This is a genomic window from Pseudomonas sp. P42 (assembly GCF_017973755.1).
GTDB classification, from domain to species: domain Bacteria; phylum Pseudomonadota; class Gammaproteobacteria; order Pseudomonadales; family Pseudomonadaceae; genus Aquipseudomonas; species Aquipseudomonas iridis.
This window is the reverse complement of the sequence record NZ_JACOPU010000001.1, coordinates 142345-168775: the sequence shown is the minus strand read 5'-3', so window position 1 is coordinate 168775 and position 26431 is coordinate 142345. Positions and strand designations below refer to the sequence as shown.

Genomic DNA, 26431 nt, shown 5'->3' with positions numbered 1-26431 from the left:
ACCGATGTCTCAGGATATTTCACGACGGAAAGGAGGCAACGCATTGAGGATCGCCTTGCCGTAGCGCTGGGTGACCAGCCGCCGATCGAGCAAGGTGATGGTGCCGCGGTCTTCTTCGGTACGCAGCAGACGACCGCAGGCCTGAACCAGTTTCAGCGAGGCATCGGGCACCGAGATTTCCATGAACGGATTGCCACCCCGGGCTTCGATCCACTCCGCCAGTGCCGCCTCGACCGGGTCGTCCGGTACCGAGAACGGGATCTTGGCGATCACCACGTGCTCGCAATACGCGCCCGGCAAGTCGACACCCTCGGCAAAACTGGCCAGACCGAACAGCACGCTGGAATCGCCGCCATCGACCCGCGCCTTGTGCTTGTTCAGGGTTTCCTGTTTCGACAGGTTGCCTTGAATGAACACTTGCTTGCGCCAGTCACGGTCCAGACCATCGAACACGTCCTGCATCTGTTTGCGCGAAGAAAACAGCACCAGCGTGCCGCGTGAGCCTTCGACCAGGTCCGGCAAATCACGGATGATCGCCGCCGTGTGGGCGGGAGCATCGCGTGGGTCGGCCTTCAGATCCGGCACCCGCAACACGCCGGCATCGGCGTGATGGAACGGGCTCGGCACCACGGCGGTGACGGCTTTCTTCGGCAGACCGGCGCGCATGCGGAAGCGGTCGAACGTGCCGAGGGCGGTCAGAGTGGCCGAGGTGACCAGGCAACCATAGGCGACATTCCACAGGCTGCGGCGCAAGGTTTCAGCGGCGAGAATCGGGCTGGCGTTGACCTCGATATCAAACAGCGAGCCGCTTTCGGCCAAGGTCAGCCAGCGCGCCATGGGCGGGCTGTCTTCCGGGTCTTCGGCGGTGAACGCGGTCCAGAGCTCCCAATTGCCGGACGCCCGCGACAACAGGCTGCCGAACAGTGGATACCATTCTTCGGCCTGATTGCTGGCGATGCCGATGTTGACCTCGCCATCCATGCCTTCCTTGAGCAGGTCGGTCAGGCGAGTGAACAGGTCATTGAGGCGGGAGAAGCCTTTTTTCAACTCGATGCCCATTTCACGCATGTGCTCGGGAATGACCCCGGCGACAAAGCGATGGCGCGGCCGCTCACGGCCTTCGACGTCTTCGCCGGGTTTGAAATCGGCAACTTGCTCGCAGGCGCTGAACATGAACTGCTGCTGGGCCTTGATCTCACGCGCCAGCTCCGGCACTTGCTCGATCAGTTTGCCAAGATCGCCCGGCAACGGGTGTTGGGCCAACAGCTTGGTGAGGTTCTTGGCGGTGGTTTCCAGCCAGTCGGCGGTGGAACGCAAACGCGTGTAATGGGCGAAATGGCCGATAGCCTTGTCCGGCAGGTGATGGCCTTCGTCGAATACGTAGATGGTGTCGCGGGGGTCTGGCAGTACAGCGCCGCCGCCCAATGCCAGGTCAGCCAGGACCATGTCATGGTTGGTGACGATGACATCAACTTTGCCCATACCTTCGCGCGCCTTGTAAAAGGCGCACTGGCCGAAGTTCGGGCAATGGCGGTTGGTGCATTGGCTGTGGTCGGTGGTCAGTCGCGCCCAATCGGCGTCTTCGAGCGCGGTCGACCAGCTGTCGCGGTCGCCGTCCCATTTATTGCCGGCGAGCTTTTCGATCATGCTGGTGAACAGCTTCTGACTGGCCTCATCGACCTCGATCTTGAAGCCTTCTTCTTCGAACAGCTGAGCGGTGGCGGTTTGCGCGTGGCCTTCCTGCAACAGCATGTCGAGTTTGGACAGACACATGTAGCGACCACGGCCCTTGGCCAGCGCAAAGCTGAAATTCAGCCCGCTGTTGCGCATCAGGTCAGGCAAGTCCTTGTAGACGATCTGCTCTTGCAGGGCCACCGTCGCGGTGGCGATCACCAGGCGTTTGCCGGCAGCTTTCGCTGTCGGAATCGCCGCCAGGCTGTAGGCCACGGTTTTGCCGGTACCGGTGCCGGCTTCCACCGCGACAATCGCGGGGTCGCCACTGCGCCGGCCTTCGTCGTCGGTGTCGATATCCCCGAGGACTTTGGCGATTTCAGCGATCATCAGGCGCTGGCCGTAACGCGGCTTGAGGCTCTTGGCCTCTAGAAAACGCGAATAGGCGCCCTGGATCGTGGTTTTGAGTTCAGTGCTGATCATGAATTGTCGGGCGCAAAAAACGCTGGATAAATTTTCAGTGGTTTCGGATGACGGCTATCATACCCCGCTAATTAATCCCGCGCAGAACGGAGTGCCCCAATGACACCTTTTAGCCTCGTTTATCCCCTGCATGTACTGGCCGCTTTAGTCTGGGTCGGCGGTATGTTTTTCGCCTGGATAGTCTTGCGCCCCGCGGCTATGAAGGCTCTGGACGGTCCCAATCGGCTGACGCTGTGGGTAGAAGTATTTCAAGGTTTTTTCCGCTGGGTCTGGGTCGCGGTGATCCTGTTGCCAATCAGCGGCGTGGGTATGCTGCATCTGCAGCAAGTCGGGTTCGAGACCGCACCGAAATACGTGCAGGTGATGATGGGTTTGTATGTGGTGATGACCGCGCTGTTTATCCGGATTCAGGGGCTGATGCTGCCGGAGTTGCGCAAAGCGGTTGAGGCGAAGGACTGGCCGGCGGGTGCGGCGGTGCTGGGGCGGATTCGGCGGGTGGTGGGACTTAACCTGATTGTCGGGTTGGTGCTGGTGGCGATTGCGGCGGCTCGGCCGATGTTCTGATCTGCGCTGACTAAAGATCAAGAGCCCCTCACCCTGGCCCTCTCCCGGGGGGAGAGGGTTGGGGTGAGGGAGAGCTTCTACAGGCGCTGCACAGTCACCGCACCCGCCGCACCCACAGGCCCCGGCTGACCATCAGCCCCCGCCTTGCCGCTCTTGCCGCCATCGGCGCGGTACACCAGGCAGCCCTTGGACTTGCCACCCTTACCAGCCTTGCCACCAACCCCCGCCGGGCCACCGGCGCCGCCAGCCACATTGACCTTGATCAGCTCGACCGGAAATTCGCGCGGTACTTCAAGCCGTACCAGCGCACCTGGTGCACCTGGCTGGCCATCGCTGCCGTCACTGCCATCCGCACCGTGCCCGGCCGAGCCATAGGTGCAGCCCGGATCTTCACCGTTGCCACCATCGAGCCCGACAAACCCCGGCGCGCCCGTGCCACCGCGCGCATCGACTTGCAGCTGCGGTGCGCTCAATGCCTTGAATTGCAAATTCAGATTGCGCCCTGCGCGGGCGGCTTTTTCATAAGTCCCCGGGGCACCGCGAGCGGTGATCCGGCTGCCTTCGCTCAGTTCTGCGCGATTGACTTTCATGTCCAGCGCCTGCTCACCCGGAACGATAGCGATCCGTGCTTCATGGCCGAGGCGCAACTCACCGACACTCAACTCAGTCACATTGGCGGGAATCAGCAAAGTGCCGTAATCGGCCACTTCCAGTTTTTCAAGTTGCAAGGTGCCGGCGGTGTTGGGCAGGCGCATCAGGGAATTGGTTTCGACGCTGACCACCTGGGCACAGGCCAACGGGCTGATAAATGCAGCGAGCAGACAAAGTTTACGCATGGGAAGAAGCCTCCGGAGCGGCCGGGGCCGGGATGGTTTGCAGGTGGAATACGCCGAACAACAGGATGCGGGCACGATCACGCCAAGGGTGCGGACGCCCCTTGAGACTGCGATTGCACAGCAGCATTTCGAGCACATGGATCAGCAACAGCAGACCGCCGGCCAGATTGACCAACAGGTGCAGCGGATGTACGAACGGCACCAGCTGATTAGCCAGCACCACGCAGCAGAACAGCAGGGTCAATAATCGCCCCAGCCCCCAAAACACTTTCATACGCTCCCCCGTGTTGCGAATTATTCTTTGGGCGCACAGTAACGGCTTCTGCGGGGGATAAGCCAGAGGCAAAAATGAAAAATCATTATGCAGCCGCCAAATGGCTGCCGGATCGACACTAATCGCCGTCCGACAGCTCTAGCTTGCGGACTACAGACCCATCCTAACGATTGATATGTAACTCCACGCGACGGTTTTGCGCGCGGCCCTCGTCCGTTGCGTTGTCAGCCACTGGCTCACCCTCGCCACGCCCTTCACTGGTGAGTTTGTTAGGTGCGAGCCCCTGACTCAGCAGGTAAGCGGCCACACTGCTGGCGCGCCGTTCCGACAATGCCTGGTTATACGCATCCGAACCTTTGCTGTCGGTATGACCGATTACCTTGATACTGACCACGTCGGCGTTGCGCAGTTTGTCCATCAGGGTATCGAGCTGGGCTGTCGCTGCCGGGGTCAGGTCGGACTTGTCGAATGCGAACAACACATCGCCGGCATCGCTCAAGGTGACGATTTCGGTTTGCGGCGCCGGTTCGACCGGTTTTTCAACGACCGGATACTGTGGCAGTGGGCAGCCACGGTGATCGACTGGCGTGTTGGCCGGGGTATCCGGGCAACGGTCGCGACGGTCGAACACGCCGTCGTCGTCTTCATCGCCATCCTGGGCGTAACAGATCAGTCCGCCGGTCAAAATCCCCAGCGCTGCGCCGCCACCGGCCCAGCCAGCGCTTTCAATAGCGCCGAGCCCGCCGCCGACCAGCCCGCCAAGAAGGCTGCAGATCGGCCACGTACGTTGATTGAGGGGTGCAGTGCCATCGCTGTGAGTGGCGCAACCGGTAAGCAAACTGCCAAGCAGCAGCACCGGCAAGACAGACCTTGAGAAAACAGTCATTGTGAACGCTCCTGTGTCACCGGCCCATACCGGTTACACAGGAGTAAAGACCCGCATCCGCGACTGCACAAGCCGCGGATGCAAGAGGACTAACGGTTGATTTTGATTTCAGTACGACGGTTCTGAGCACGACCGTCAGCGGTTTTGTTATCCGCAACTGGCTGGCTTTCACCGGCACCGGTCACCGAAACGAAGCTGCCCTGCGGTATGCCGCTCTCGACCAGGTACTTGACCACCGAGTGTGCACGACGATCCGACAGTTTCTGGTTGTAGGCATCGCTGCCCACGCTGTCGGTGTGACCGGTGACGGTCAGTTGCGCAGTCGAGGATTCCTGTTTCAGGCGCGTGGCGACCTTGTCGAGCACCATTTTGTCAGCGCCGGTCAGCGTGGCTTTGTCGAACTGGAAGTGAACATCGCGGATGACGATGGTTTCTTCCTTGACCACTACGGCTTCTTCAACCACTGGCGCCGGGACTGGTGGAGGGCAACCATCTGCATCGACCTGCACACCTTTAGGCGTGCCCGGGCACTTGTCGCGGCTGTCCGGCACGCCATCGCCGTCTTCGTCGCCATCACCGTGCACCCAGCAATAGGCCGCCGCCATACCACCGACGATCAGTGCGCCGCCGCCCGCCCAAGAGGCGCTCTCGGTCGCGCCGAGACCGGCACCGACGACACCACCGACCGCAGCACAGGTCGGCCAGTCGGTTTTCTGCAAACCTGCGCAACCAGTCAACACACTGGTTAGCAGAACCAAGGGTAATGCTGTCCGAACTATGCTCATCTAGTTTTCTCCTGAGGGATCGGCTTGAAACCGATTCAGGGAGTAAAGACCGGAGTTTTAATCTCCGCCAGCAATAGACGACTGCTGTTTGCCACCGTGTTCACAGGACTTCGGCGCTTTGGCTGGAAACCTGCGAGACAGGGCTCTTTGCTGCCACAGTCAGGCAGGCTAGTCTTGGCGGTCTGATTGAGGAGCTTCGATGAACGCCGCCATTTCTTCCCGCACGCCCCAACAGGCGTTAGCCGCTTTGCTGGATCGCTATGCCCCGGCGCGATTGCTGGTGATCGGCGCCAGTGAATTTCCGGCATTGGCCGCTTTTAAAGCAGCCCACCCGGACACCTGCGTGGCCCACGCGGCCCCGGGAGCCTTGCCTGCTGAACTGGCGGCGCGGCGTTTCGATCTGGCCCTTGTAGTCGATTGCCTGGAACATTTGCCCAAGCGCGACGGCCTGAATCTGCTGGGTGGCATTCGTAATCTCAACGCCAGTCGCATTGCGGTGCTGGCGGATCTGTCGGCCAGTGGCTGGCAGGAAACCGATTTCTATTCGCTGGCGCTGCAAGCCAGTGAGCGCTTTGCCCGCGACGAGCAGGTTCTGACTCTGTTCACTTATGATCTGCTTGACTACAAACAAGTCCCCGACTGGCTCAACTCACGGTTCTGGGCCAATCCGGAAAACTTCGGGAAATACTGGTGGTAATGCAATGAGTACAGCCATTTGCCCTTGCGGCAGCGGTAATCTGCTGGATGCCTGCTGCGGTCATTATCACGAAGGCCTCCCGGCCCCGTGCGCCGAAGCCTTGATGCGCTCGCGCTACAGCGCCTATGTGCTGGGGCTGATCGATTATCTGGTGGCGACCACCCTGCCAGCCCAGCAAGCAGGGCTGGACCGGCAATCGATCGGCGCCTGGAGCGCGCAAAGCACCTGGCTGGGCCTCGAGGTCGAAAGCTCGGAAGTCTTCGGCGGCCAGCCGGAACACGCCTTTGTCACCTTCACCGCGCGCTGGCACGACAGCCAGGGTGAACATAGCCACCGCGAACGCTCTTCATTTGTGCAGAACGCCGGGCGTTGGTATTTCATCGATCCGACGGTGCAGTTGAAACTGGGGCGCAACGACAGTTGCCCGTGCGCCAGCGGGCAGAAGTTCAAGAAGTGCTGTGCAGGTTATTTCGGCGCTTGAGATGAAAAAACCGGCCAATCTTTTAGGGCTAGACTGAGCAACAAAAGGAGCTACTCCATGTTTGCTCAACGACGCGCATTGCAATCCCTCGCCTTTTTCCTGTTTCTGGGGCTCGGCGGCTGCGCCTCATGGTTCGCCGACGACACCCGCGACCCCGCCGTGCACCTGGTAAAAGTCGAAGTGGTGCGCGCCAAACTCCTCGAGCAGAGGTTTATCCTGCACTTTCGCATCGACAATCCCAACGACAGCGATCTGACCGTGCGCGGCCTGGAATACCGTATTCATCTGGCTGACATGTTGCTGGCTGAAGGGGAGCATGAACACTGGTTTACCGTCGGCCCCAAACACAGCGCGTACTTCAAAGTGCCGATCCGTACCAACCTGTGGCCGAAGGTAAAAGACGTGGTGAAAATGCTGAAAAACTCGAAGCAGCAGATTCCTTATCGATTGCAGGGGGAAATGGAAACCGGTTTATTCATCGCTCACTACGTGCACCTTGAGCGCAATGGCGTGATAATCCCCGCCGATTTAATTCCGGAGCAACACCGATGACCCAACAACCTCATGTCCATGGCCCTGATTGCAACCACGATCATGATCATGACCATCATCACGATCACGACCACGGCCATGTTCACGGCCCGAACTGCGGCCACGCCCACCAGGAACCGGTGCGCAACGCCCTGAAAGACGTCGGCCGCAATGACCCTTGCCCTTGCGGCAACGGCAAGAAATTCAAGAAGTGCCACGGGGCGTGATGTTCCGGGCGAACTATTCCTTCGCCTGATCAACCGCCTTCGCGAGCAAGCTCGCTCCCACAGTTGACCGGTGCCAGGCACGACACCTGTGTGCACCGCAAATCCTGTGGGAGCTGGCTTGCCAGCGATGAGGCCGGCACTCCCGGCCGAAATGTCGCCTGATACACCGGTATCGCTGGCAAACCAGCTCCAGCAGTGACGGAGTTCCTTGAGTTGCAATGCAATCTACTGTGGGAGCGAGCCTGCTCGCGAAGAGGCCGGCACATTCAGTAAGGTTCAGCCTGCCGCCAGAATCTGCTCAACCCTGACCACCGTCGCATACTCCCCCTGCAGATTCCCCAGCGACATCCCATGCACCTCTTCAGCTGAACGCGGCGTGCCGAAAAAATCAGCCTTGTCGAACGTGAAGCATGCATCCTCCGCCACCCACGCATCAAACCCCAGGTTGCCCGCCGTGCGCGCCGTGGACTCCACCGAGTTGTGGGTGGCCACGCCAACGATGATCAACTGCCCAATCCCCGCCTCACGCAGGCGCACTTGCAGCCCGGTGGCGCAAAAAGCGTCCGGCACTTGTTTCTGAATCAGCCATTCGCCGTCCCGGGGCATAAATCTCTGCTGAAACTCCACCCCTTCCTGCTCGGGCCAGAACACTGAATCCGGCGAGCGCGACAGGTGTTGCACATGAATCACCGGCCGCCCACTGCGCCGCCAAAAACTCAGCAAATCGAGAATTCGTTCTTCAGCCAGTGGATTATTGCGCCGCCCCAAACGCGGATGCAGGATGCCTTTTTGCTGGTCGATGATGATCAGTGCAGCGTTGGCCTGAAGCTCCATGGCGGTTTTCTCGCGAGGGTCATTTGATTTGCCGCAGTTCAGCATCTCTCCCTTCAACCAGGCAAGCCATGAAACGATCATCGATCAGTGGCAAGAAATAACCACTCGCCCCGCTTGCGCGGCATCCTCCTGCTCACTAACGTAGCGCCTTTATTGCGCCCCCAGCCTCTACACCCCCGCAGGAGCTTTGCCATGGCCTCGCCAGCCCTCACACATTTTCTTCCCCGGTTCGGCGTTGCCGCAGCAGTGGCCGGTGTTTTGAGCCTGACCGGTTGTCAGACCTGGAACGCTCAGGACACCCTCCCGCCCACCTCTGGCGTGCAACCGCTCAAGGGTTTGGCGCAGAACGTTTCAGTGCGCCGCAATGCCATGGGCATGCCGTTGATCGAAAGCAACAGCTTCCACGACGCCCTGTTCGCCCTTGGCTATGTCCACGCCAGCGACCGCATCAATCAGATGGTCACCCTGCGCCTGTTGGCTCAGGGCCGTCTCGCGGAAATGTCCGGCGCGTCGATGCTCGACGCCGACCGCTACATGCGCGCGGTCAATCTGAAGAAGAGCGCCGGTGAGCTGTACAAAGCCTCCTCCCCTCGGCTCAAGCGCTTCTTCGAAGTCTATGCGCGGGGCGTCAACGCCTACCTGTTCCGCTATGCCGACAAGCTGCCGGGCGACCTCGCCTCCAGTGGCTACAAGCCTGAATACTGGAAACCAGAAGATTCGGCGCTGATTTTCGTCCTGCTGAACTTCAGCCAGTCGGCCAACCTGCCGGAAGAAATCGCTTCGCTGGTACTGGCACAGACCGTCACCACCGACAAGCTTGCATGGCTGACCCCGTCGGCGCCTGACGAAAACCTGCCGCTGGGCGAAGCCGACAAGCTGCAAGGCCTCAAGCTCAACGGGCAGATCCCCGGCCTGAGCGAATTGAGCAGCGCCAGCCAACAGCTGTCGACGTTGAACCTGCTGGGTGCCACGTCTTCGAACAACTGGGCCATCGCCCCGCAACGCAGCCGCAGCGGCAAAAGTCTCTTGGCCAGCGACAGTCACGGCCCATTGGCCGCGCCGTCGCTGTGGAGTTTCGTGCAGATCCGCGCGCCGAAATATCAGGCTGCCGGCGTGACCGTTGCCGGTCTGCCGATGGTGCTCGGTGGTTTCAACGGCAAAGTGGCATGGAGCATGAGCAGCGTGCTCGGCGACAATCAGGATCTGTTCCTGGAAAAAATCCGTCGCCAGGGCAGCAGCCTGACCTACGAGGTCAATGGCAAATGGCAGCCACTGGGCGTGCGCAACGAAACCTACTTCGTCAAAGGCCAGCGGCCGATTCGCGAAGCGGTGTACGAAACCCGTCACGGCGCATTGCTCAACAGTGCCAAGGCTGCGGCGCAAGGCAGCGGCTACGGCCTGGCCTTGCAGACGCCAAGCTTCACCGACGACAAATCGCTGGACGCATTTTTTGATCTGAGCCGTGCACAGAACGTTGAACGCGCGTCGGACGCCAGCCGGGAAATCCGCGCTATCGCGTTGAATCTGGTATTCGCCGACGCCAGCAACATCGGTTGGCAAGTCACCGGGCGCTTCCCCAATCGCCGTGAAGGCGAAGGCCTGCTGCCATCGCCGGGCTGGGAAGGTCGTTATGATTGGGACGGTTACGCCGACCCGATGCTGCACCCCTACGATCAGGACCCGGCGCAAGGCTGGCTCGGCACCGCCAACCAGCGAGTCATCCCGCATGGTTATGGCATGCAGTTATCCAACTCCTGGGCTGCGCCGGAACGCGGCGAGCGTCTGGCAGAACTGGCCGGCAGCGGCAAGCACGACAGCCGCAGCGTGATCGCCATGCAATACGACCAGACCACAACATTCGCCGCCAAACTGAAGAAAGTCTTCGACGCGCCAGGCATGAAGCAGCCGCTGAAACAGGCGATTGATGCGCTGCCGGAAGCCGATCGCAGCAAGGCGCGTGAGGCGTTCACGCGGTTGATGGCGTTCGACGGCAAACTCAGCCCGACTTCGGCTGATGCGGCGATCTATGAACTGTTCCTGCAAGAAAGCATGAAACAGATCTTCCTCGACGAACTCGGTCCGGAATCCAGCCCGGCGTGGAAAGCGTTTATCGCTAACGGCGAATTGTCCTACGCGGCGCAGGCTGATCATTTGCTGGAGCGCGAGGACAGTCCGTTCTGGGATGACCTTCGCACGCCGCAAAAAGAAGACAAGGCCGTGATTCTCGCCCGCAGCCTGGCGGCGGCGATCAACGCTGGCGACAGTCAGTTGGGCGGTGATCACAAGACCTGGCAGTGGGGCAAATTGCACAGCTATGCGTGGAAGAACGCCAATGGCCAGACCGTTCGCGGGCCGCTGGCGGCAGGCGGCGATCACACGACGCTGAATACTTCGGCGTTTGCCTGGGGTCAGGACTTCACTACTACCCGCGCGCCATCGATGCGCTTTATCGTCGACTTCGGTCAGACCGAACCCTTGATGGGGCAGAACGGCACAGGGCAATCGGGGAATCCGCTTAGCCCGAATTACCTTAACGGCATCGATCAGTGGCTCAAGGGGCAGTACATCGGATTGCCGATGCAGCCACAGAACTTTGATCGGGTTTATGGGAAGGCGCGTCTGACCCTGACACCGGGCAAGTAAGACAAAGAACAAAAGATCGCAGCCTTCGGCAGCTCCTACACAGACAAATGCAGGAGCTGCCGAAGGCTGCGATCTTTTGATTTTCACCCCTGAAAATCCAATAGAACTTCCACCTTCGCGACAACCTCATAGCTAACAAGCCCCCCATTCTGGCAATGACATGGATCTTGTTATCGCGCGCCCGGAAGGTTTGTACTGCCCCGCCGGGGATTTCTATATCGACCCCTGGCGCCCCGTCGAGCGTTCGGTGATCACCCATGCCCACGGCGATCACGCCCGCACCGGTAACCAACATTATCTGGCCAGCAGCGCCAGCGAAGGGATTCTGCGCTCGCGCCTGGGACAGGACATCAACCTCCAAACCCTCGCGTACGGCCAACGCCTGACCCACCACGGTGTCACCTTGAGTTTCCACCCGGCCGGTCACGTGCTCGGCTCGGCGCAAGTACGCCTGGAATATGGCGGTGAAGTCTGGGTCGCCTCCGGCGATTACAAGATCGAACCGGACGGCACCTGCGCGCCGTTCGAACCGGTGCGCTGCCACACCTTCATCACCGAATCGACCTTCGGCCTGCCGATCTATCGATGGCAGCCGCAGGCGCAGGTGTTCAGCGAAATAAACGAATGGTGGAAAGGCAATATCGCCGCCGGCAAGGCCAGCGTGTTGTTCTGCTATTCCTTCGGCAAAGCCCAGCGAATCCTCCACGGCATCGACGAAAGCCTCGGGCCGATCCTCAGCCACGGCGCTGTCGAACCGTTGAACCGGGTTTACCGCGACGCCGGCGTATACCTGCCGCCGACGATCTACGCCGGTGATCTGAAAAAAAGCGATCCGATCATGCGCCAGGCCTTGGTCATCGCACCGCCTTCAGCCGGCGGCAGCACCTGGATGAGGCGCTTCGGTGACTTCAGCGACGCGTTCGCCAGTGGCTGGATGCGCCTGCGCGGCACGCGTCGGCGGCGTGGGGTCGATCGCGGTTTTGTGCTGTCCGACCACGCCGACTGGCCCGGTCTGCTATGGGCGATTGACCAGACCGGCGCCGAACGGGTGATGGTCACTCACGGCTCAATTGGTGTGCTGGTGCGCCATCTGCGCGAGCAAGGTCTCGATGCCCAAGGCTTCAACACCGAATACGGCGATGACGAAGAAGATAGCGCCGCAGCCACTCCGACCATCGCAGAGATACCAGCATGAAAGCTTTCGCCGAGTTGTACGCCGAACTCGACGCCACCACGTCCAGCAACGCCAAACTGGCCGCCATGCAGGCCTACTTCGCCAAGGCCGAACCGCAAGATGCGGCGTGGGCGGTGTACTTTTTGTCCGGTGGCCGGCCACGGCAACTGGTGCCGGTGCGGATGCTGCGCGAACTGGCGGTCGCGGTCTCCGGGCTGACGCCATGGCTGTTCGAGGAGAGCTATCAATCGGTCGGCGATCTTGCGGAAACCATTTCGCTGGTACTGCCGGAAAACCCGCACAGCTCCGACGCCGGCCTCGCCGAATGGATCGAGGACAAACTTCTACCGCTACGCGGTGAAACCCCGGAGTCTCTTTCACTGCAATTGCCCGCACTGTGGGCGCAACTGGATCGGCCGAGCCTGATGCTGTGCATCAAACTGATCACCGGCAGCTTCCGCGTTGGCGTATCGAAACTGCTGGTGACCCGCGCACTGGCGTCGATGGCCGGGCTCGACAGCAAACGTGTCGCCCAACGTCTGGTGGGTTACACCGACCTGTCGAATCGGCCCGACGCAGCCAGCTATCTCAAGCTGATCGCCGCAGAATCTGCCGACGAGCATGCTCAGCGCGGCGGTCAGCCGTACCCGTTTTTCCTCGCACATGCCTTGTCGCAACCGGTTGAGGAGTTCGAAGCGCTGATCGGCCCTGCAAGCAATTGGCAGGTGGAATGGAAGTGGGATGGCATTCGCGCGCAAGTGGTCAAGCGTGACGGCCGGTTATGGGTGTGGTCGCGCGGCGAAGAACTGGTCACCGAGCGCTTCCCCGAACTGGATGTGCTGGTCCACGGTTTGCCCGATGGCACGGTCATCGACGGCGAAATCGTGGTGTGGAAAAGCACCCGTCCGCACACCGAAGATGCCTTTGATCCGCAATCGACCGAGCCGCCCGCGGTGCAACCGTTCGCCCTGCTGCAACAGCGAATCGGGCGCAAAACCCTCGACAAGAAAATCCTCGAAGACGTACCGGTCGTGGTGCTCGCCTACGACTTGCTGGAATGGCAAGGCGAAGACTGGCGCAATCAGCCGCAAGCCCGGCGCCGCGCGCAACTGGAGGATGTCATCGCCCGCTGCAATAGCCAGGTGTTGCTGCCCTCGCCAGTATTGACCGGCACGGACTGGTTCGACCTCGCCCGTCAGCGCGAAGCCTCGCGGCGCCTGGGCGTCGAAGGCATGATGCTCAAGGCACGCGATTCTCTATATGGCGTGGGCCGCACCAAAGACATGGGCGTGTGGTGGAAATGGAAGGTCGACCCCTTCAGTGTCGACGCGGTATTGATTTATGCACAACGCGGTCATGGCCGCCGCGCCAGCCTGTACAGCGATTACACCTTCGCCGTGTGGGACGGCCCGCCCGAGTCCAGTCAGCGCGCACTGGTGCCGTTCGCCAAGGCCTATTCAGGGCTGACGGATGCCGAAATGCGACAGGTCGACAGCATTGTGCGCAAAACCACCGTGGAAAAATTCGGCCCGGTCAGCAGTGTAAAACCAAGCCTGGTGTTTGAACTGGGATTTGAAGGCATCGCCCTCTCGCGCCGGCACAAGAGCGGAATCGCCGTGCGTTTCCCCAGGATGCTGCGCTGGCGGCAGGACAAGACTGTGGACGAGGCCGATAGCCTGGCGACGTTGCAGGATCTGTTGGCCTGACCCTCACCCGCGATCGTTCCCACGCACCGCACGGGAACGATCTCGCACACAAAAAGTGCATCACATTTGCGATGCCCGTTTCCGTGCATCAATTTTCTGCTTATCTATTAATCCCACCTTTTAAAACACTTGTTCGGGACTATGGTTCGGAAATTGCTACTTTCTATAGGTCGTACGCGTTCCAGTAACAATAATTCTGCGCCACAAGCGCTCATATTGGTTCTTAGGGATTGAATAATGAAAAAAGCATTGCTGACCCTTTCTGCACTGGCGTTGTGCATGGCCGCTGGCTCCGCGCTGGCCAAGGAATACAAAGAGCTGCGCTTTGGCGTTGACCCTTCGTACGCACCGTTTGAGTCGAAAGCGGCCGACGGCAGCCTGGTAGGCTTCGACATCGATCTGGGCAACGCGATCTGCGCCGAACTGAAGGTCAAGTGCAAGTGGGTCGAAAGTGACTTCGACGGCATGATTCCGGGCCTCAAAGCCAACAAATTCGACGGTGTGATCTCGTCGATGACCGTGACCCCGGCTCGCGAGAAAGTCATCGATTTCTCCAGCGAACTGTTCTCCGGCCCGACCGCTTACGTGTTCAAGAAGGGTTCCGGCCTGAGCGAAGACGTCGCGTCCCTCAAGGGCAAAACCGTTGGCTACGAGCAAGGCACCATTCAGGAAGCCTACGCCAAAGCCGTGCTGGACAAGGCTGGCGTGAAGACTCAGGCCTATCAGAATCAGGATCAGGTTTACTCCGACCTGACTTCTGGCCGTCTCGATGCCGCCATTCAGGACATGCTGCAAGCCGAACTGGGCTTCCTGAAGTCGCCAAAAGGTGAAGGCTACGAAGTCAGCAAGCCCGTCGACAGCGAATTGCTGCCGGCCAAAACTGCTGTCGGTATTAAGAAAGGTAACACTGAGCTGAAAGCGCTTTTGGATAAAGGTATCAAAGCGTTACACGACGACGGCAAATACGCCGAGATTCAAAAGAAACACTTTGGCGATCTGAATCTGTACAGCGGCAAATAATGCCCCGGCGCCCATCCTCGATGGGCGCCTTTTCCATCCGCTCAGGTTGCTGATTTATGTTCGAAAACCTCTTACAAAATCTGGGGCTCTCCGCGTTCAGCCTTCAGGGTTTCGGCCCGTTGCTGTTGCAAGGCACCTGGATGACCATCAAATTATCGGCGATGTCGCTGCTGGTGGCCGTGTTGCTCGGCCTGCTCGGCGCCAGTGCCAAGCTGTCAAAAGTCAAACTGGTGCGTCTGCCCGCCCAGCTCTACACCACGCTGATTCGTGGGGTGCCGGATCTGGTGCTGATGCTGCTGATCTTCTACAGCCTGCAAACCTGGCTGACGTCGCTGACCGATTACATGGAATGGGAATACATCGAGATCGACCCGTTCAGCGCCGGTGTGCTGACCCTGGGCTTCATTTATGGCGCGTATTTCACCGAAACCTTTCGTGGCGCGATCCTCGCCGTACCACGCGGGCAGGTTGAAGCCGCCACTGCATATGGCCTCAAACGCGGCCAGCGCTTTCGCTTCGTGGTGTTCCCGCAAATGATGCGCTTCGCCCTGCCGGGCATCGGCAACAACTGGATGGTGATGCTCAAGGCCACGGCGCTTGTGTCGATCATCGGTCTGGCCGATCTGGTCAAAGCCGCGCAGGACGCCGGTAAAAGCACTTATCAACTGTTCTACTTCCTGGTCCTCGCCGCGTTGATCTATCTGCTGATCACCAGTGCCTCGAATTTCATCCTGCGCCGGCTTGAACGCCGTTATGCCGCCGGTTCCCGGGAGGCCGTACGATGATCGAACTCCTGCAGGAATACTGGAAAGCCTTCCTTTATACCGACGGCCAGAACATCACCGGGCTGGCGATGACGATGTGGCTGCTCAGCGCTTCGATCTTCATCGGCTTCATTGTGTCGATTCCGCTGTCGATCGCTCGGGTTTCCCCGCACTTCTATATCCGCTGGCCGGTGCAGTTCTACACCTACCTGTTCCGTGGCACGCCGCTCTACATTCAACTGCTGATTTGCTACACCGGCATCTACAGCCTGGCCGCCGTGCGCGAGCAGCCGATCCTCGACAGCTTCTTTCGCGATGCGATGAACTGCACGATCCTCGCGTTTGCCCTGAACACCTGCGCCTACACTACGGAGATTTTCGCCGGGTCGATCCGCAGCATGAATCACGGCGAAGTCGAAGCGGCCAAGGCCTACGGTCTGACCGGGTGGAAGCTGTATGCCTACGTGATCATGCCCTCGGCCCTACGGCGTTCGTTGCCTTACTACAGCAACGAAGTGATCCTGATGCTGCACTCGACCACCGTGGCCTTCACCGCGACCATCCCCGACATCCTGAAAGTCGCCCGGGACGCCAACTCGGCGACCTTTCTGACTTTTCAATCGTTCGGCATCGCCGCGCTGATTTACCTGACCATTACTTTTGCGCTGGTCGGCCTGTTTCGCCTCGCCGAACGCCGATGGCTGGCCTTCCTCGGGCCGACTCACTAAGCCGCGCTTTCAGGAATAAAGAGAAAGAACATGCGACACCAGATACATGACCTGCTCGCCCCGCTGCCGGGGACCGCACGACAGATTCACAGTTTTCACTTTGGCCCGGAACAGGCCAGAGGCAAGGTCTACATCCAGTCCTCGCTGCATGCCGATGAATTGCCCGGCATGCTCGTGGCCTGGCATCTCAAGCAGCGCCTTGCAGAGCTGGAGGCGGCCGGCCGTTTGCGCAGCGAGATCGTGCTGGTACCGGTGGCCAACCCGATCGGCCTCGAACAAGTGCTGATGGACGTGCCACTGGGCCGCTACGAACTGGAGAGCGGGCAAAATTTCAATCGCTGGTTCGTCGACCTCAGCGAAGAAATCGGCAACGCCATCGAGGGCCAGCTGGGCGATGACCCGCAACGCAACCTCGAACTGATCCGCACCAGCCTGCGCCACGCCCTCGCCCGCCAGACCGCCAGCACGCAACTGCAATCACAGCGCCTGACCCTGCAACGGCTGGCCTGCGATGCCGACATGGTGTTGGACTTGCACTGCGATTTCGAATCGGTGGTTCACCTCTACACCACGCCCGAAGCGTGGCCGCAGGTCGAGCCGCTAGCGCGTTACATGGGCTCGCAGGCCAGTCTGCTGGCCACTGACTCCGGCGGACAGTCGTTCGATGAGTGTTTCACCCTGCTGTGGTGGCAACTGCGGGAACGTTTCGGCGAACAGTTCGAGATTCCGCTGGGCAGTTTTTCAGTGACCGTCGAGTTGCGCGGTCAGGGCGATGTCAATCACCCCATGGCCAGCCGCGACTGTCAGGCGCTGATCGATTATCTGATCCAGTCCGACGCCATCGTCGGTGAGACAAAACCGCAGCCGCCATTGCCGTACCCCGCCACACCACTGGCCGGGGTGGAACCAGTGACCACGCCGGTCGGCGGCCTGCTGGTCTACACCGCCACAGCGGGGCAATACCTGGAGGCGGGCCAACAGATCGCCGAAATCATCGACCCGATCAACGATCGCATCACCCCCGTTCATTGCACCACTGCCGGCCTGATGTACGCCCGTTCGCTGCGGCGCATGGCCACGGCCGGCATGGTGATCGCCCACGTCGCGGGCGCCGAAGCCTATCGCAGCGGCTACCTACTTTCGCCTTGAGGATGTCTGTCCCATGTACAAACTGACCGTTGAAGGCCTGCACAAAAGCTATGGCGACCATCAGGTGCTCAAAGGCGTGTCGCTCAAGGCCAAGACCGGCGACGTGATCAGCCTGATCGGCGCCAGCGGCTCGGGCAAAAGCACGTTTTTACGCTGCATCAACTTTCTCGAACAACCCAACGCCGGCGCCATGAGCCTTGATGGCCAGGCCATCCGCATGGTCACCGACCATCACGGCATGCACGTCGCTGACGCAAGTGAGCTGCAACGCCTGCGCACGCGACTGGCGATGGTGTTTCAGCACTTCAACCTGTGGAGCCACATGACCGTGCTGGAAAACATCACCATGGCCCCGCGCCGGGTGCTGGGTTGCAGCAAACAGGAAGCCGAGGATCGCGCGCGGCGCTATCTGGACAAGGTCGGCTTGCCGGCACGCGTGGCGGATCAGTACCCGGCGTTTCTTTCCGGTGGCCAGCAGCAACGCGTGGCAATCGCCCGGGCATTGGCGATGGAGCCGGAAGTCATGCTGTTCGACGAACCGACCTCGGCGCTTGACCCGGAGCTGGTGGGTGAAGTGCTGAAGGTGATCCAGGGCCTGGCGGAAGAAGGCCGGACGATGATCATGGTGACGCACGAGATGAGTTTTGCCCGCAAGGTGTCGAGCCAGGTGTTGTTTCTGCATCAGGGCTTGGTGGAGGAGGAAGGTGCCCCCGAAGACGTATTGGGCAATCCGAAAAGCGAACGCCTGAAGCAATTCCTCAGTGGCAACCTGAAATAAGCTACACACGTAAACCCTGTGGGAGCGAGCCTGCTCGCGAAAGCGGTCTGTCAGTCACATTGATTTTGAATGTTCAGTCCCCTTCGCGAGCAGGCTCGCTCCCACAGGGAAATCCATCACCCACAAAATTAAACTTGTCCTGCCAAGCCGCGGTCATTGGAAGAACCCCTCCAGAGCGCGCGCAGCCGGCATGGCGAAATCTCCCGACCTTGCAAAAACCTGGTTCAGCGCCCGTACCTGGAAACCCTTCGTCTTTCAGAAACAGGTCTGGGCCGCCGTAAAAAACGGCCAGTCCGGACTGCTCCACGCCAGCACCGGCGCCGGTAAAACCTATGCGGTGTGGTTTGCCGCGCTCAACCGTTTCGCTCGATCCGCGCCGGTTGTTGAAACGGTGCGCAAACGCAAACCCGTTGCCGAACCCCTGACCGTGCTGTGGATCACGCCGATGCGCGCCCTCGCCGCCGACACCGCCCGCGCGTTGCAAACGCCGGTGACCGATCTGCAGATCCCGTGGAGCATCGGCCTGCGCACCGGCGACACCAGCAGCAGCGAACGTGCGCGCCAGAGCCGACGTCTGCCGACCACGCTGATTACCACCCCGGAAAGCCTGACGCTGCTACTCGCCCGCGCCGATGCACACAGCGCACTGTCGACCCTGCGCATGATCGTCGTGGACGAATGGCACGAAATGCTCGGCAACAAACGCGGCGTGCAACTGCAACTGGCCCTCGCCCGCCTGCGTTATTGGCAGCCAGACCTGATCGTCTGGGGCGTCTCCGCCACACTCGGTAATCAATCCCACGCCGAGCAGGTGCTGATCCCACAGGGCGGTGGCGTCAGCATTCAGGGCCAGAGTGAAAAATCCCTCAAGGTCGACACCCTCCTCCCACCGACAATCGAACGCTTTCCTTGGGCCGGACACATCGGTCTGAAGATGCTCCCGCAAGTAGTCGCCGAACTCGACGCTTGCGCCAGCAGCCTGGTGTTCACCAACACCCGGGCGCAGTCGGAAATCTGGTATCAAGCGCTGCTTGAAGCGCGGCCGGACTGGGCCGGGTTGATCGCTTTGCACCACAGCTCATTGTCCCGTGACACCCGCGACTGGGTAGAGCAGGCATTGAAGGACGGCCATTTGAAGGCAGTGGTCTGCACGTCCAGCCTGGATCTGGGCGTGGATTTTTTGCCGGTGGAGCGCGTGCTGCAAATCGGTTCGGCCAAGGGTGTCGCCCGCCTGATGCAGCGCGCCGGGCGTTCCGGCCATGCACCGGGACGCACCTCACGAGTGACGCTGGTGCCCACCCACAGCCTCGATCTGATCGAAGCTGTCGCTGCCCGCGATGCCGTGGCGCAACGGCGTATCGAACCGCGACGCTCACCACTAAAACCGCTGGATGTGCTGGTGCAACATTTGGTCAGCATGGCGCTGGGTGGCGGATTTATCCCCGAGGAGCTGTACAAAGAAGTCCGCGGCGCCTGGGCTTATCGTGATCTGACACAGGCGGATTGGGCCTGGGCGCTGGCATTCGTACGCCATGGCGGGATGTCTCTGACAGCGTATCCGGATTACCGACGAGTCGAACCGGATGAGCACGGTGTCTGGCGCTTGCCAGATGCGCGGCTGGCGCGGCGGCACCGCATGAGCATCGGCACCATCGTCAGCGACGCGAGCATTCAGCTGAAGTTCTGGAGCAAGGGTGGCGGCGGCAAGCAGCTGGGCAGCGTCGAAGAAGGTTTTATTGCGCGGCTCAAGCCCGGTGATGGCTTTCTGTTTGCCGGACGTCTGCTGGAGCTGGTACGCGTGGAGAACATGACCGCCTACGTCAAACGCAGCACCGCGAAAAAAGCCGCCGTACCGCGCTGGAATGGCGGGCGCATGCCGCTTTCCAATGAATTGGCCGAGGCGGTAGTGGCACGCTTCACCGCCGCCGCACAGGGTGAATTTGTCGGGCCGGAAATGCAGGCCCTGCGCCCTTTGCTGGAAACCCAGGCGCGCTGGTCTGGCCTGCCCACGACGCACAACTTACTGGTCGAGGTGCTGAAATCCCGCGAAGGCTGGCACCTTTTCCTCTATCCGTTTGCCGGTCGCCAAGTGCACCTGGGGCTCGCCAGCCTGCTCGCGTGGCGTGCCAGTCAGCGTCAGCCGGTGACGTTCTCGATTGCGGTCAACGATTACGGTCTGGAGTTGCTCAGCGCCACCCCGGTTGATTGGTCGCAGCAACTTGATGCCGAACTGTTCAGCCCCGAACATCTGCTGCGCGATGTGCTGGCCAGCCTCAACGCCGGTGAACTGGCCCTGCGGCGTTTTCGCGAAATTGCCCGAATTGCCGGGTTGGTGTTCGCCGGTTACCCCGGCGCGCCAAAAAGTACCCGACAGGTGCAGGCCTCCAGCGGTTTATTTTTCGAGGTTTTCAAACAATATGACGCTGACAACCTGCTGCTGGCGCAGGCCGGGGAAGAAGTCCTGCGAGAGGAACTGGATATTCACAGGCTTGAACAGACGCTGGAGCACATCAATCGCATGAAACTCGACGTACACCTGATCAAACGTCCTACACCCTTAGGCTTTCCGCTGTTGGTGGAACGCATGCGTGAGAGCATGAGCTCGGAAAAACTCGCTGACCGAATCAGACGGATGGTGGGTGATCTGGAGCAATCAGCCGACAAGGGCAAGGCCTGATGAATGCGCCCTACCCCGTTCGTCTGGCCGGTGAGGAGCTCTGGTTGTTACCGGAAAAGGCCCTGTATTGGCCGGCGCAGCAAGCGCTGTTGATCGCCGACGTGCATTTCGGCAAGGCTGCCGCCTATCGCAGCCTCGGTCAGCCGGTTCCGCAAGGCACGACGGCGAGCAACATCGCCGTGATTGATCGACTGTTGGCGAAACTGCCCTGTCGGCAACTGATCTTTCTTGGCGATTTTCTCCACGGCCCGGGCTCCCATGCGCCAGGCACGTTAAGTGCGCTGTTCGAATGGCGTTCGCGCCACGCTGATCTGCCGATGACGCTGATTCGCGGCAATCACGACAAACGCGCGGGTGACCCGCCCGCATCGTTGAACATTCGCGTGGTGCCGGAGCCGCTGTTGCTTGGCCCGTTCGCCTTGCAACACGAGCCCGATCCCCACGCTGAAAGACATGTGCTGGCCGGACACGTGCACCCGGTCTACCGGCTGCACGGCAAAGGCCGGCAGAGCTTGCGTCTGGCCTGTTTCAAACTCGGTGAGCGCATCAGCCTGATGCCGGCGTTCGGTGCGTTTACCGGTGGGTATCAGGTCAACCGCGACGAGACTTGCAGGATTTTTGTCATCGGCGACAACGAAATTTGGCCAGTCAGTTAAAGTCTTTACGGACCTCTACTGACCGACCATTCATTTAGCGCGTCATTTAGCGCGTTTTTTAGTGCAAATCAGGCGACAGGTGCCGGTGGCGGCTCATCCGGAAGGGTCGGTTCGCCCGGCTCGGTCGGTTGTTCGTTGGGGGTATCGGGATCAGGCTGACCAGGAATCCCGCCGGCCATGCTGATGGGCGGATGTGCCAACAAGGACCAGGCTAAAACGCCAATCTGATTGGGCTCAAGCCTTGCCAGTTCGGCACTGATATGCGGATCGATCTTCATGGGGCACTCCTCGGCGAAGGCCCGTTTTGCCAGACACAAAAACGGGCAGTACACCCCATAGAGTGTCTGCCCGCCAAAGAATTCCCGACATCCGCCGGATGGACGAATCAGGTACGCGGCAGAGTCACGCCACGTTGGCCCTGATACTTGCCGCCGCGATCCTTGTAGGAAACTTCACATTCCTCGTCGGATTCAAGAAAGAGCATCTGCGCCACGCCTTCGTTGGCGTAGATTTTTGCCGGCAGATTGGTGGTGTTGGAGAATTCCAGCGTCACGTGGCCTTCCCACTCAGGCTCGAGCGGGGTGACGTTGACGATAATGCCGCAACGCGCGTAGGTGCTCTTACCCAGGCAGATGGTCAGCACGTTGCGTGGAATACGGAAGTATTCGACGGTGCTGGCCAGGGCGAAGGAGTTCGGCGGAATGATGCAAACGTCACTATGGATGTCGACGAAGCTGCCGGCGTCGAAGTTTTTCGGATCGACGATGGCCGAGTTGATGTTGGTGAACACCTTGAAGTGGCTGGTGCAACGCACATCGTAGCCGTAGCTCGACACGCCATAGGAGATCACGCGGTTGTCGTCACTGCCACGCACCTGGCGCTCGACGAACGGTTCGATCATGCCGTGTTCCTGCGCCATGCGGCGAATCCACTTGTCCGATTTGATGCTCATGGCGGGTGTCCTGAATAGCGAGGTGGAAAAATTCTGTCCGGCATCTTACCGGTCGCGCCGCCGCGTTCAAAGTGCGCGGTGCAATTCTCGCCGAACTCCCCGGAAATACGGGGCGTGGCGACGATCCGCGGAACCGCTGATCCTGAAATCAAAGAAACCTTTGCAAGAAACATTGGCACGTTCCGAAAAACCGGTTAAGGTGGCGTCACTGTGTTGCTTGTGTCACTGAGAATCTCTACACGATATGTTGAATTTCGATCCAACCATCTACAAGAATTTTTCCTGCTCTTTGCACTCAGTCTCGGCCAGGGCAATTCCTGCGTCGCAGTTATCTTTGTTCAAGGAGTTACACCATGTCTAATCGCCAAACCGGTACCGTTAAGTGGTTCAACGATGAAAAAGGCTTCGGCTTCATCACTCCACAATCCGGTGACGACCTGTTCGTTCACTTCAAAGCTATCCAATCCGACGGCTTCAAAAGCCTGAAAGAAGGCCAACAGGTTTCTTTCATCGCTACCCGCGGTCAGAAAGGCATGCAAGCTGAGGAAGTACAAGTTATCTAACTTGTAGCTTCTTTAGAAAAGAGCCCCGCCCTTAAAAGCGGGGCTTTTTTGTGGGCGTCTGTTTTTCAGGCGCAAAAAAAAGATCGCAGCCTTCGGCAACCCCTCCTGAATCCAGGGGCTGCCGAAGGCTGCGATCTTTTGCTTTACGTTACCAAGCTACGCCAAACCCAGCGGTATAACGGGTCTTGTTCAAATCTGCATCATTGGTACCGCTGATGATGTCACGCTCGGCCTTCAGGTTAAGCGAGGCCCACTCGGTGACCTTGTAGCGCAAGCCCATCTCTGCATCCAGCGCGTAATTGGCCACGTTGGACAACGGCTTGCCAACTTCGCCGTTGGTGAAGAATTCGACCTTCTTGCCGATCAGGTAGCGGTTGTAGTCCCACTTCATGGCAACGGAATAGAAGTTGTCCTTGCTGCCATCCTTGTATTCGTAATCGGTGCGGTTGAGCAGCGAGCCCAGCGAGAACGCCCCCAACTCATCATCCCAGAACTGGTAGCCAGGACCGGTACCGACGACACGCTGACGCGCCAGCTCTTCGATGTGATCGCGCTTATAGTTCAGACGCCCCTGCCAGAACCACTGATCGGTCAGGAAGCGGTCAAGGGAGTACTCGGCGCGCCAGTTGTCGGTGGTGGTCACATCGTCCTGAACTTCACGGTTGTATTCGCCTTCGCCAATGTGCCGCCAGCGACCGTGCCGCGCCGTAGTCTTGAAGCCGATGTCGTAATCGTCGGTGTCCTTCTCCGCACGCTGATAGTCCAGCGCCAGATCGACATTGCCCTTCCACACCAGATCCTCGACCACCGGCTTGGGCTTGAGAATCTGCTGAATGCTCGCCAGTTCCACGGTCTTCGGCGCTTCGCCATTGGCCAGGGTGACCTTGCCGTCGTCAGCCGCGGTCAGCGATTTCGAGACTTCACCCGTGTAGGCATCTTGCTTGACCAGCAGGTGCTGATCACTGTCCAGGGTTTTGACTTCTTTCCAGTCAATCGTGACGGCTCCGGCATATTTGGTCTGGATCAACAGCTTGCCGCCGTCGAACACAGTGATAGTGCCGGTCAGCTTGTCACCGTTCTTCATCCAGACGGTGTCGGCAAGCAGGGGCGTGGATGCGCTACAAACAGCAAGGCACAGCAAGGTTCTGGAAAACATAAGCGAATCGAGGGCTCAAGTTTGCGTAAAAGGATCGGCATTATCCGGAGGAATAAGACCCTGACAAGGACTGACCGGACTATTTCCATTGAGTTCATTTCTCAACTGGCCGATCAGGGTTTACGCTTCAGGCATTAATTCGACCCCGCTCAGGAACCGCGTACGTGACAGACCCGATCCATGAAGGCGAAAGCGAGGCGCAAATCCGACGCACGGCGCTCTACTCGACCCTTGCGCAAGTGCCCGCAGGTAAAGTCGTCAGCTACGGTCAATTGGCTGATCTCGCCGGGTTGGGGCGCGCCGCCCGCTGGGTCGGCCGCACGCTCAGCCAATTGCCCAGCGACACCAAACTGCCCTGGCACCGCGTTCTCGGCGCCGGCGGTCGGATCAGCCTGCCGGCAGGCAGTCCCTCGGGCGATGAACAACGCGCGCGTTTGCGCATGGAAGGCATCACCGTCCTGAACAATCGTGTGGATATTCAACGCCATGGCTGGCGTCCGGTAGAGCACTGCGGTTAGAGTGCGCGCTTTGTTCCCGCAATCTTGAGGCAGACTTCAGCCCATGCCCCGTAAAACCTGGCGCGCCGCGCTCGCCGCCTATGCCAGTCCTTCGACGCTCGTGCTGTTGTTGCTGGGTTTCGCCGCCGGCCTGCCGTACATGCTGGTGTTCTCAACGCTGTCGGTCTGGCTGCGTGAAGCCGGCGTGGCCCGTGAAACCATCGGCTACGCCAGCCTGATCGGTCTCGCCTACGCATTCAAATGGGTCTGGTCACCGCTGCTCGACCAATGGCGCCTGCCGTTGCTGGGCAAGCTTGGCCGTCGCCGTTCGTGGCTGGTGCTTTCGCAGTCACTGGTGATCCTGGGCCTGATCGGCATGGGCTTTTGCGATCCGCAGAAGCATCTGTCCTGGCTGATCGCCATTGCGGTGATCGTTGCCTTCGCTTCCGCGACCCAAGACATTGCGGTCGATGCCTATCGTCTGGAAATTGCCGACGACAGCCGACAAGCCGCACTCGCTGCCAGTTATATGTCCGGCTATCGCATAGCCGCGCTGCTGGCGACTGCCGGCGCACTGTTTTTCGCTGAAGGTTTTGGCTCAACCGGCTTCAACTATCAGCACTCGGCCTGGGCCGGCACCTACTTGCTGTTTGGCGCGCTAATGATCCCTGCCCTGCTGACAACGCTGTTCATGCGCGAACCGCCTGTACCGTTGCGCACGCAGTTGCAGGCCGGGCGCTACACCTTCATGCATCAACTGATGTCCGTGTTCGTGCTGATCGTCCTGTTAGTGTCTGTGCCGGCGATGTTCACCCAGCTCTACAACACCGATTTCGCCAGCGTGCTGTTCGAAGGAGCAAGTCTGCTCGACCTGCTGCTGGAAGACCGCGCCTTCCTGCGCGCCATCCTCTATACGCTGCTCACCGCAATGTGCCTGTCGGCCATGGGTCGTCGCGGGCTGGCACCGGTGCTGACGCCGGTCAACGACTTCATCCTGCGCTACCGCTGGCAAGCGCTGCTGCTGCTCGGATTGATTGCCACCTATCGGATGTCGGACACGGTGATGGGCGTGATGGCCAACGTGTTCTATATCGACCAGGGTTTCACCAAGGATCAGATTGCCAGTGTCAGCAAGATATTCGGTCTGATCATGACCCTCGTCGGCGCCGGCATGGGCGGACTGCTGATTGTGCGTTTCGGCATTCTGCCGATCCTGCTCATCGGCGGCGCAGCGTCGGCGGGCACCAATCTGCTGTTCCTGATGCTCGCCGACATGGGCCCGAACCTGCAGATGCTGATGGTGACCATTTCCCTGGACAACTTCAGTTCCGGTTTGGCGACGTCTGCATTTGTCGCTTACCTGTCGAGCCTGACCAACCTGAAGTTCTCCGCAACGCAATACGCGCTGCTCAGTTCGATCATGCTTCTGCTGCCGCGCCTGATCGGCGGCTACTCCGGGGTCATGGTCGAGAAGTTCGGTTATCACAACTTCTTCCTGATCACTGCACTGCTCGGTGTGCCGACACTGGTGCTGATCGCGCTGCACTGGTTCCAGGAAAGCCGCCGCGAAGGCCCGACGCCAACGCCCGAGCCTGTACCGACGCCACTCGTGGACGAATCGTAAGACGTTGCGCCACCGGCGGGAGGAATCCCGCCGTTGGACCTCACTGCCGGCCGCACTTCTGTACGTCAGCAAAAC

The 26431-nt window shown here is 59.9% G+C and carries 27 protein-coding genes; 18 read left to right on the top strand and 9 right to left on the bottom strand.

The window, feature by feature from the left end; all coding sequences use genetic code 11:
- Positions 1-9: 9 nt before the first annotated feature.
- Positions 10-2154: an ATP-dependent DNA helicase DinG gene (gene dinG, locus H8B20_RS00820; protein WP_042557969.1), complete on the bottom strand. Its 2145-nt coding sequence runs from the start codon at positions 2152-2154 to the stop codon at positions 10-12.
- Positions 2155-2253: 99 nt separating this feature from the next.
- On the opposite strand from dinG, the gene H8B20_RS00815 reads away from it, so the two are divergent.
- Complete coding sequence (locus H8B20_RS00815; RefSeq protein ID WP_047300012.1) at positions 2254-2718, top strand: CopD family protein; 465 nt, start codon at positions 2254-2256, stop codon at positions 2716-2718.
- Positions 2719-2795: 77 nt separating this feature from the next.
- Here H8B20_RS00815 and H8B20_RS00810 read toward each other — a convergent pair whose 3' ends face one another.
- From H8B20_RS00810 to H8B20_RS00795, 4 genes are all read right to left on the bottom strand, one after another.
- The gene (locus H8B20_RS00810; protein WP_047300011.1) at positions 2796-3554 is read right to left on the bottom strand and encodes a hypothetical protein; all 759 of its coding nucleotides are present in this window, start codon (positions 3552-3554) and stop codon (positions 2796-2798) included.
- Positions 3547-3828, bottom strand: a complete 282-nt coding sequence (locus tag H8B20_RS00805; RefSeq protein WP_047300010.1) for a DUF1145 domain-containing protein — start codon at positions 3826-3828, stop codon at positions 3547-3549. The genes H8B20_RS00810 and H8B20_RS00805 overlap by 8 nt, the downstream gene beginning before the upstream one ends.
- 163 nt (positions 3829-3991) lie before the next feature.
- The gene (locus tag H8B20_RS00800) at positions 3992-4714 is read right to left on the bottom strand and encodes a PA1041 family peptidoglycan-binding anchor lipoprotein (RefSeq protein ID WP_210622091.1); all 723 of its coding nucleotides are present in this window, start codon (positions 4712-4714) and stop codon (positions 3992-3994) included.
- 89 nt (positions 4715-4803) lie between these two features.
- On the bottom strand, positions 4804-5499 hold the full coding sequence (locus tag H8B20_RS00795) for a PA1041 family peptidoglycan-binding anchor lipoprotein (RefSeq protein ID WP_042557964.1): 696 nt from the start codon (positions 5497-5499) through the stop codon (positions 4804-4806).
- A 199-nt stretch (positions 5500-5698) separates the two neighbouring features.
- Here H8B20_RS00795 and H8B20_RS00790 point away from each other — a divergent pair, with 199 nt between their 5' ends.
- The 4 genes from H8B20_RS00790 to H8B20_RS00775 are packed head-to-tail and all read left to right on the top strand — an operon-like array spanning position 5699 to position 7435.
- On the top strand, positions 5699-6196 hold the full coding sequence (locus H8B20_RS00790) for a DUF6231 family protein (protein ID WP_210622090.1): 498 nt from the start codon (positions 5699-5701) through the stop codon (positions 6194-6196).
- Positions 6197-6200: 4 nt separating this feature from the next.
- Entirely contained in the window at positions 6201-6677 is a 477-nt protein-coding gene (locus tag H8B20_RS00785; RefSeq protein ID WP_115146436.1) for a YchJ family protein, read from the top strand.
- Between the two features lie 57 nt (positions 6678-6734).
- Positions 6735-7229 carry an LEA/WHy family protein gene (locus H8B20_RS00780; protein ID WP_210622089.1) on the top strand — a complete coding sequence of 165 codons (495 nt, stop codon included), beginning with the start codon at positions 6735-6737 and terminating at the stop codon, positions 7227-7229.
- A complete protein-coding gene (locus H8B20_RS00775; protein WP_008083915.1) occupies positions 7226-7435 on the top strand; it encodes an SEC-C metal-binding domain-containing protein in 210 nt (69 codons plus the stop codon). The genes H8B20_RS00780 and H8B20_RS00775 overlap by 4 nt, the downstream gene beginning before the upstream one ends.
- A 276-nt stretch (positions 7436-7711) precedes the next feature.
- Here H8B20_RS00775 and H8B20_RS00770 read toward each other — a convergent pair whose 3' ends face one another.
- A complete protein-coding gene (locus H8B20_RS00770; RefSeq protein WP_210622088.1) occupies positions 7712-8269 on the bottom strand; it encodes a cysteine hydrolase family protein in 558 nt (185 codons plus the stop codon).
- Positions 8270-8461: 192 nt separating this feature from the next.
- On the opposite strand from H8B20_RS00770, the gene H8B20_RS00765 reads away from it, so the two are divergent.
- The 10 genes from H8B20_RS00765 to pdeM all read left to right on the top strand — a co-directional run bounded on the left by H8B20_RS00765 (position 8462) and on the right by pdeM (position 21564).
- Positions 8462-10912 carry a penicillin acylase family protein gene (locus H8B20_RS00765; protein WP_210622087.1) on the top strand — a complete coding sequence of 817 codons (2451 nt, stop codon included), beginning with the start codon at positions 8462-8464 and terminating at the stop codon, positions 10910-10912.
- A gap of 160 nt (positions 10913-11072) precedes the next feature.
- On the top strand, positions 11073-12107 hold the full coding sequence (locus tag H8B20_RS00760; RefSeq protein ID WP_210622086.1) for a ligase-associated DNA damage response exonuclease: 1035 nt from the start codon (positions 11073-11075) through the stop codon (positions 12105-12107).
- Positions 12104-13792, top strand: a complete 1689-nt coding sequence (locus tag H8B20_RS00755) for an ATP-dependent DNA ligase (protein WP_210622085.1) — start codon at positions 12104-12106, stop codon at positions 13790-13792. Before H8B20_RS00760 ends, H8B20_RS00755 begins: the two co-directional genes overlap by 4 nt.
- 237 nt (positions 13793-14029) lie before the next feature.
- Positions 14030-14812 (top strand): transporter substrate-binding domain-containing protein, encoded by a 783-nt coding sequence (locus H8B20_RS00750; protein WP_042557957.1) that lies wholly within the window; start codon positions 14030-14032, stop codon positions 14810-14812.
- 56 nt (positions 14813-14868) lie between these two features.
- Positions 14869-15597, top strand: a complete 729-nt coding sequence (locus H8B20_RS00745) for an ABC transporter permease (protein WP_042557956.1) — start codon at positions 14869-14871, stop codon at positions 15595-15597.
- The gene (locus H8B20_RS00740; RefSeq protein WP_047300003.1) at positions 15594-16304 is read left to right on the top strand and encodes an ABC transporter permease; all 711 of its coding nucleotides are present in this window, start codon (positions 15594-15596) and stop codon (positions 16302-16304) included. Before H8B20_RS00745 ends, H8B20_RS00740 begins: the two co-directional genes overlap by 4 nt.
- Positions 16305-16334: 30 nt before the next feature.
- Positions 16335-17453, top strand: a complete 1119-nt coding sequence (locus H8B20_RS00735) for a succinylglutamate desuccinylase/aspartoacylase family protein (protein ID WP_210622084.1) — start codon at positions 16335-16337, stop codon at positions 17451-17453.
- A 13-nt stretch (positions 17454-17466) separates the two neighbouring features.
- Positions 17467-18231, top strand: coding sequence for an ABC transporter ATP-binding protein (locus H8B20_RS00730; RefSeq protein WP_200613512.1), 765 nt, complete (start codon positions 17467-17469; stop codon positions 18229-18231).
- A 190-nt stretch (positions 18232-18421) separates the two neighbouring features.
- The gene (locus tag H8B20_RS00725; protein ID WP_210622083.1) at positions 18422-20908 is read left to right on the top strand and encodes a ligase-associated DNA damage response DEXH box helicase; all 2487 of its coding nucleotides are present in this window, start codon (positions 18422-18424) and stop codon (positions 20906-20908) included.
- On the top strand, positions 20908-21564 hold the full coding sequence (pdeM, locus tag H8B20_RS00720) for a ligase-associated DNA damage response endonuclease PdeM (protein ID WP_210622082.1): 657 nt from the start codon (positions 20908-20910) through the stop codon (positions 21562-21564). Before H8B20_RS00725 ends, pdeM begins: the two co-directional genes overlap by 1 nt.
- 68 nt (positions 21565-21632) lie before the next feature.
- Here pdeM and H8B20_RS00715 read toward each other — a convergent pair whose 3' ends face one another.
- A complete protein-coding gene (locus H8B20_RS00715; RefSeq protein WP_042557949.1) occupies positions 21633-21842 on the bottom strand; it encodes a hypothetical protein in 210 nt (69 codons plus the stop codon).
- Positions 21843-21949: 107 nt separating this feature from the next.
- Positions 21950-22516, bottom strand: coding sequence for a dCTP deaminase (dcd, locus tag H8B20_RS00710; RefSeq protein WP_010462661.1), 567 nt, complete (start codon positions 22514-22516; stop codon positions 21950-21952).
- 353 nt (positions 22517-22869) lie between these two features.
- Between dcd and H8B20_RS00705 the strand changes: the two genes are divergently transcribed.
- Positions 22870-23079 carry a cold-shock protein gene (locus tag H8B20_RS00705; protein WP_002554837.1) on the top strand — a complete coding sequence of 70 codons (210 nt, stop codon included), beginning with the start codon at positions 22870-22872 and terminating at the stop codon, positions 23077-23079.
- 148 nt (positions 23080-23227) lie between these two features.
- Here H8B20_RS00705 and H8B20_RS00700 read toward each other — a convergent pair whose 3' ends face one another.
- On the bottom strand, positions 23228-24235 hold the full coding sequence (locus H8B20_RS00700) for a DUF481 domain-containing protein (RefSeq protein WP_210622081.1): 1008 nt from the start codon (positions 24233-24235) through the stop codon (positions 23228-23230).
- A gap of 164 nt (positions 24236-24399) precedes the next feature.
- On the opposite strand from H8B20_RS00700, the gene H8B20_RS00695 reads away from it, so the two are divergent.
- The gene (locus H8B20_RS00695) at positions 24400-24753 is read left to right on the top strand and encodes an MGMT family protein (protein ID WP_115146429.1); all 354 of its coding nucleotides are present in this window, start codon (positions 24400-24402) and stop codon (positions 24751-24753) included.
- Positions 24754-24796: 43 nt separating this feature from the next.
- On the top strand, positions 24797-26356 hold the full coding sequence (locus H8B20_RS00690) for an AmpG family muropeptide MFS transporter (RefSeq protein WP_210622080.1): 1560 nt from the start codon (positions 24797-24799) through the stop codon (positions 26354-26356).
- Positions 26357-26431: the final 75 nt, after the last annotated feature.

What these genes read in the sequence shown, in the direction of transcription:
- H8B20_RS00750 (WP_042557957.1), top strand. Translation starts at nt 14,030, where the DNA reads ATGAAAAAAGCATTGCTGACCCTTTCTGCACTGGCGTTGTGCATGGCC.
- H8B20_RS00760 (WP_210622086.1), top strand. Translation starts at nt 11,073, where the DNA reads ATGGATCTTGTTATCGCGCGCCCGGAAGGTTTGTACTGCCCCGCCGGG.
- H8B20_RS00780 (WP_210622089.1), top strand. Translation starts at nt 6,735, where the DNA reads ATGTTTGCTCAACGACGCGCATTGCAATCCCTCGCCTTTTTCCTGTTT.
- H8B20_RS00705 (WP_002554837.1), top strand. Translation starts at nt 22,870, where the DNA reads ATGTCTAATCGCCAAACCGGTACCGTTAAGTGGTTCAACGATGAAAAA.
- H8B20_RS00810 (WP_047300011.1), bottom strand. Translation starts at nt 3,554, where the DNA reads ATGCGTAAACTTTGTCTGCTCGCTGCATTTATCAGCCCGTTGGCCTGT.
- dinG (WP_042557969.1), bottom strand. Translation starts at nt 2,154, where the DNA reads ATGATCAGCACTGAACTCAAAACCACGATCCAGGGCGCCTATTCGCGT.
- H8B20_RS00700 (WP_210622081.1), bottom strand. Translation starts at nt 24,235, where the DNA reads ATGTTTTCCAGAACCTTGCTGTGCCTTGCTGTTTGTAGCGCATCCACG.
- H8B20_RS00735 (WP_210622084.1), top strand. Translation starts at nt 16,335, where the DNA reads ATGCGACACCAGATACATGACCTGCTCGCCCCGCTGCCGGGGACCGCA.
- H8B20_RS00775 (WP_008083915.1), top strand. Translation starts at nt 7,226, where the DNA reads ATGACCCAACAACCTCATGTCCATGGCCCTGATTGCAACCACGATCAT.
- pdeM (WP_210622082.1), top strand. Translation starts at nt 20,908, where the DNA reads ATGAATGCGCCCTACCCCGTTCGTCTGGCCGGTGAGGAGCTCTGGTTG.
- H8B20_RS00800 (WP_210622091.1), bottom strand. Translation starts at nt 4,714, where the DNA reads ATGACTGTTTTCTCAAGGTCTGTCTTGCCGGTGCTGCTGCTTGGCAGT.
- H8B20_RS00795 (WP_042557964.1), bottom strand. Translation starts at nt 5,499, where the DNA reads ATGAGCATAGTTCGGACAGCATTACCCTTGGTTCTGCTAACCAGTGTG.
- H8B20_RS00745 (WP_042557956.1), top strand. Translation starts at nt 14,869, where the DNA reads ATGTTCGAAAACCTCTTACAAAATCTGGGGCTCTCCGCGTTCAGCCTT.
- H8B20_RS00730 (WP_200613512.1), top strand. Translation starts at nt 17,467, where the DNA reads ATGTACAAACTGACCGTTGAAGGCCTGCACAAAAGCTATGGCGACCAT.
- H8B20_RS00725 (WP_210622083.1), top strand. Translation starts at nt 18,422, where the DNA reads ATGGCGAAATCTCCCGACCTTGCAAAAACCTGGTTCAGCGCCCGTACC.
- H8B20_RS00690 (WP_210622080.1), top strand. Translation starts at nt 24,797, where the DNA reads ATGCCCCGTAAAACCTGGCGCGCCGCGCTCGCCGCCTATGCCAGTCCT.
- H8B20_RS00715 (WP_042557949.1), bottom strand. Translation starts at nt 21,842, where the DNA reads ATGAAGATCGATCCGCATATCAGTGCCGAACTGGCAAGGCTTGAGCCC.
- dcd (WP_010462661.1), bottom strand. Translation starts at nt 22,516, where the DNA reads ATGAGCATCAAATCGGACAAGTGGATTCGCCGCATGGCGCAGGAACAC.
- H8B20_RS00805 (WP_047300010.1), bottom strand. Translation starts at nt 3,828, where the DNA reads ATGAAAGTGTTTTGGGGGCTGGGGCGATTATTGACCCTGCTGTTCTGC.
- H8B20_RS00815 (WP_047300012.1), top strand. Translation starts at nt 2,254, where the DNA reads ATGACACCTTTTAGCCTCGTTTATCCCCTGCATGTACTGGCCGCTTTA.
- H8B20_RS00790 (WP_210622090.1), top strand. Translation starts at nt 5,699, where the DNA reads ATGAACGCCGCCATTTCTTCCCGCACGCCCCAACAGGCGTTAGCCGCT.
- H8B20_RS00765 (WP_210622087.1), top strand. Translation starts at nt 8,462, where the DNA reads ATGGCCTCGCCAGCCCTCACACATTTTCTTCCCCGGTTCGGCGTTGCC.
- H8B20_RS00740 (WP_047300003.1), top strand. Translation starts at nt 15,594, where the DNA reads ATGATCGAACTCCTGCAGGAATACTGGAAAGCCTTCCTTTATACCGAC.
- H8B20_RS00755 (WP_210622085.1), top strand. Translation starts at nt 12,104, where the DNA reads ATGAAAGCTTTCGCCGAGTTGTACGCCGAACTCGACGCCACCACGTCC.
- H8B20_RS00770 (WP_210622088.1), bottom strand. Translation starts at nt 8,269, where the DNA reads ATGGAGCTTCAGGCCAACGCTGCACTGATCATCATCGACCAGCAAAAA.
- H8B20_RS00785 (WP_115146436.1), top strand. Translation starts at nt 6,201, where the DNA reads ATGAGTACAGCCATTTGCCCTTGCGGCAGCGGTAATCTGCTGGATGCC.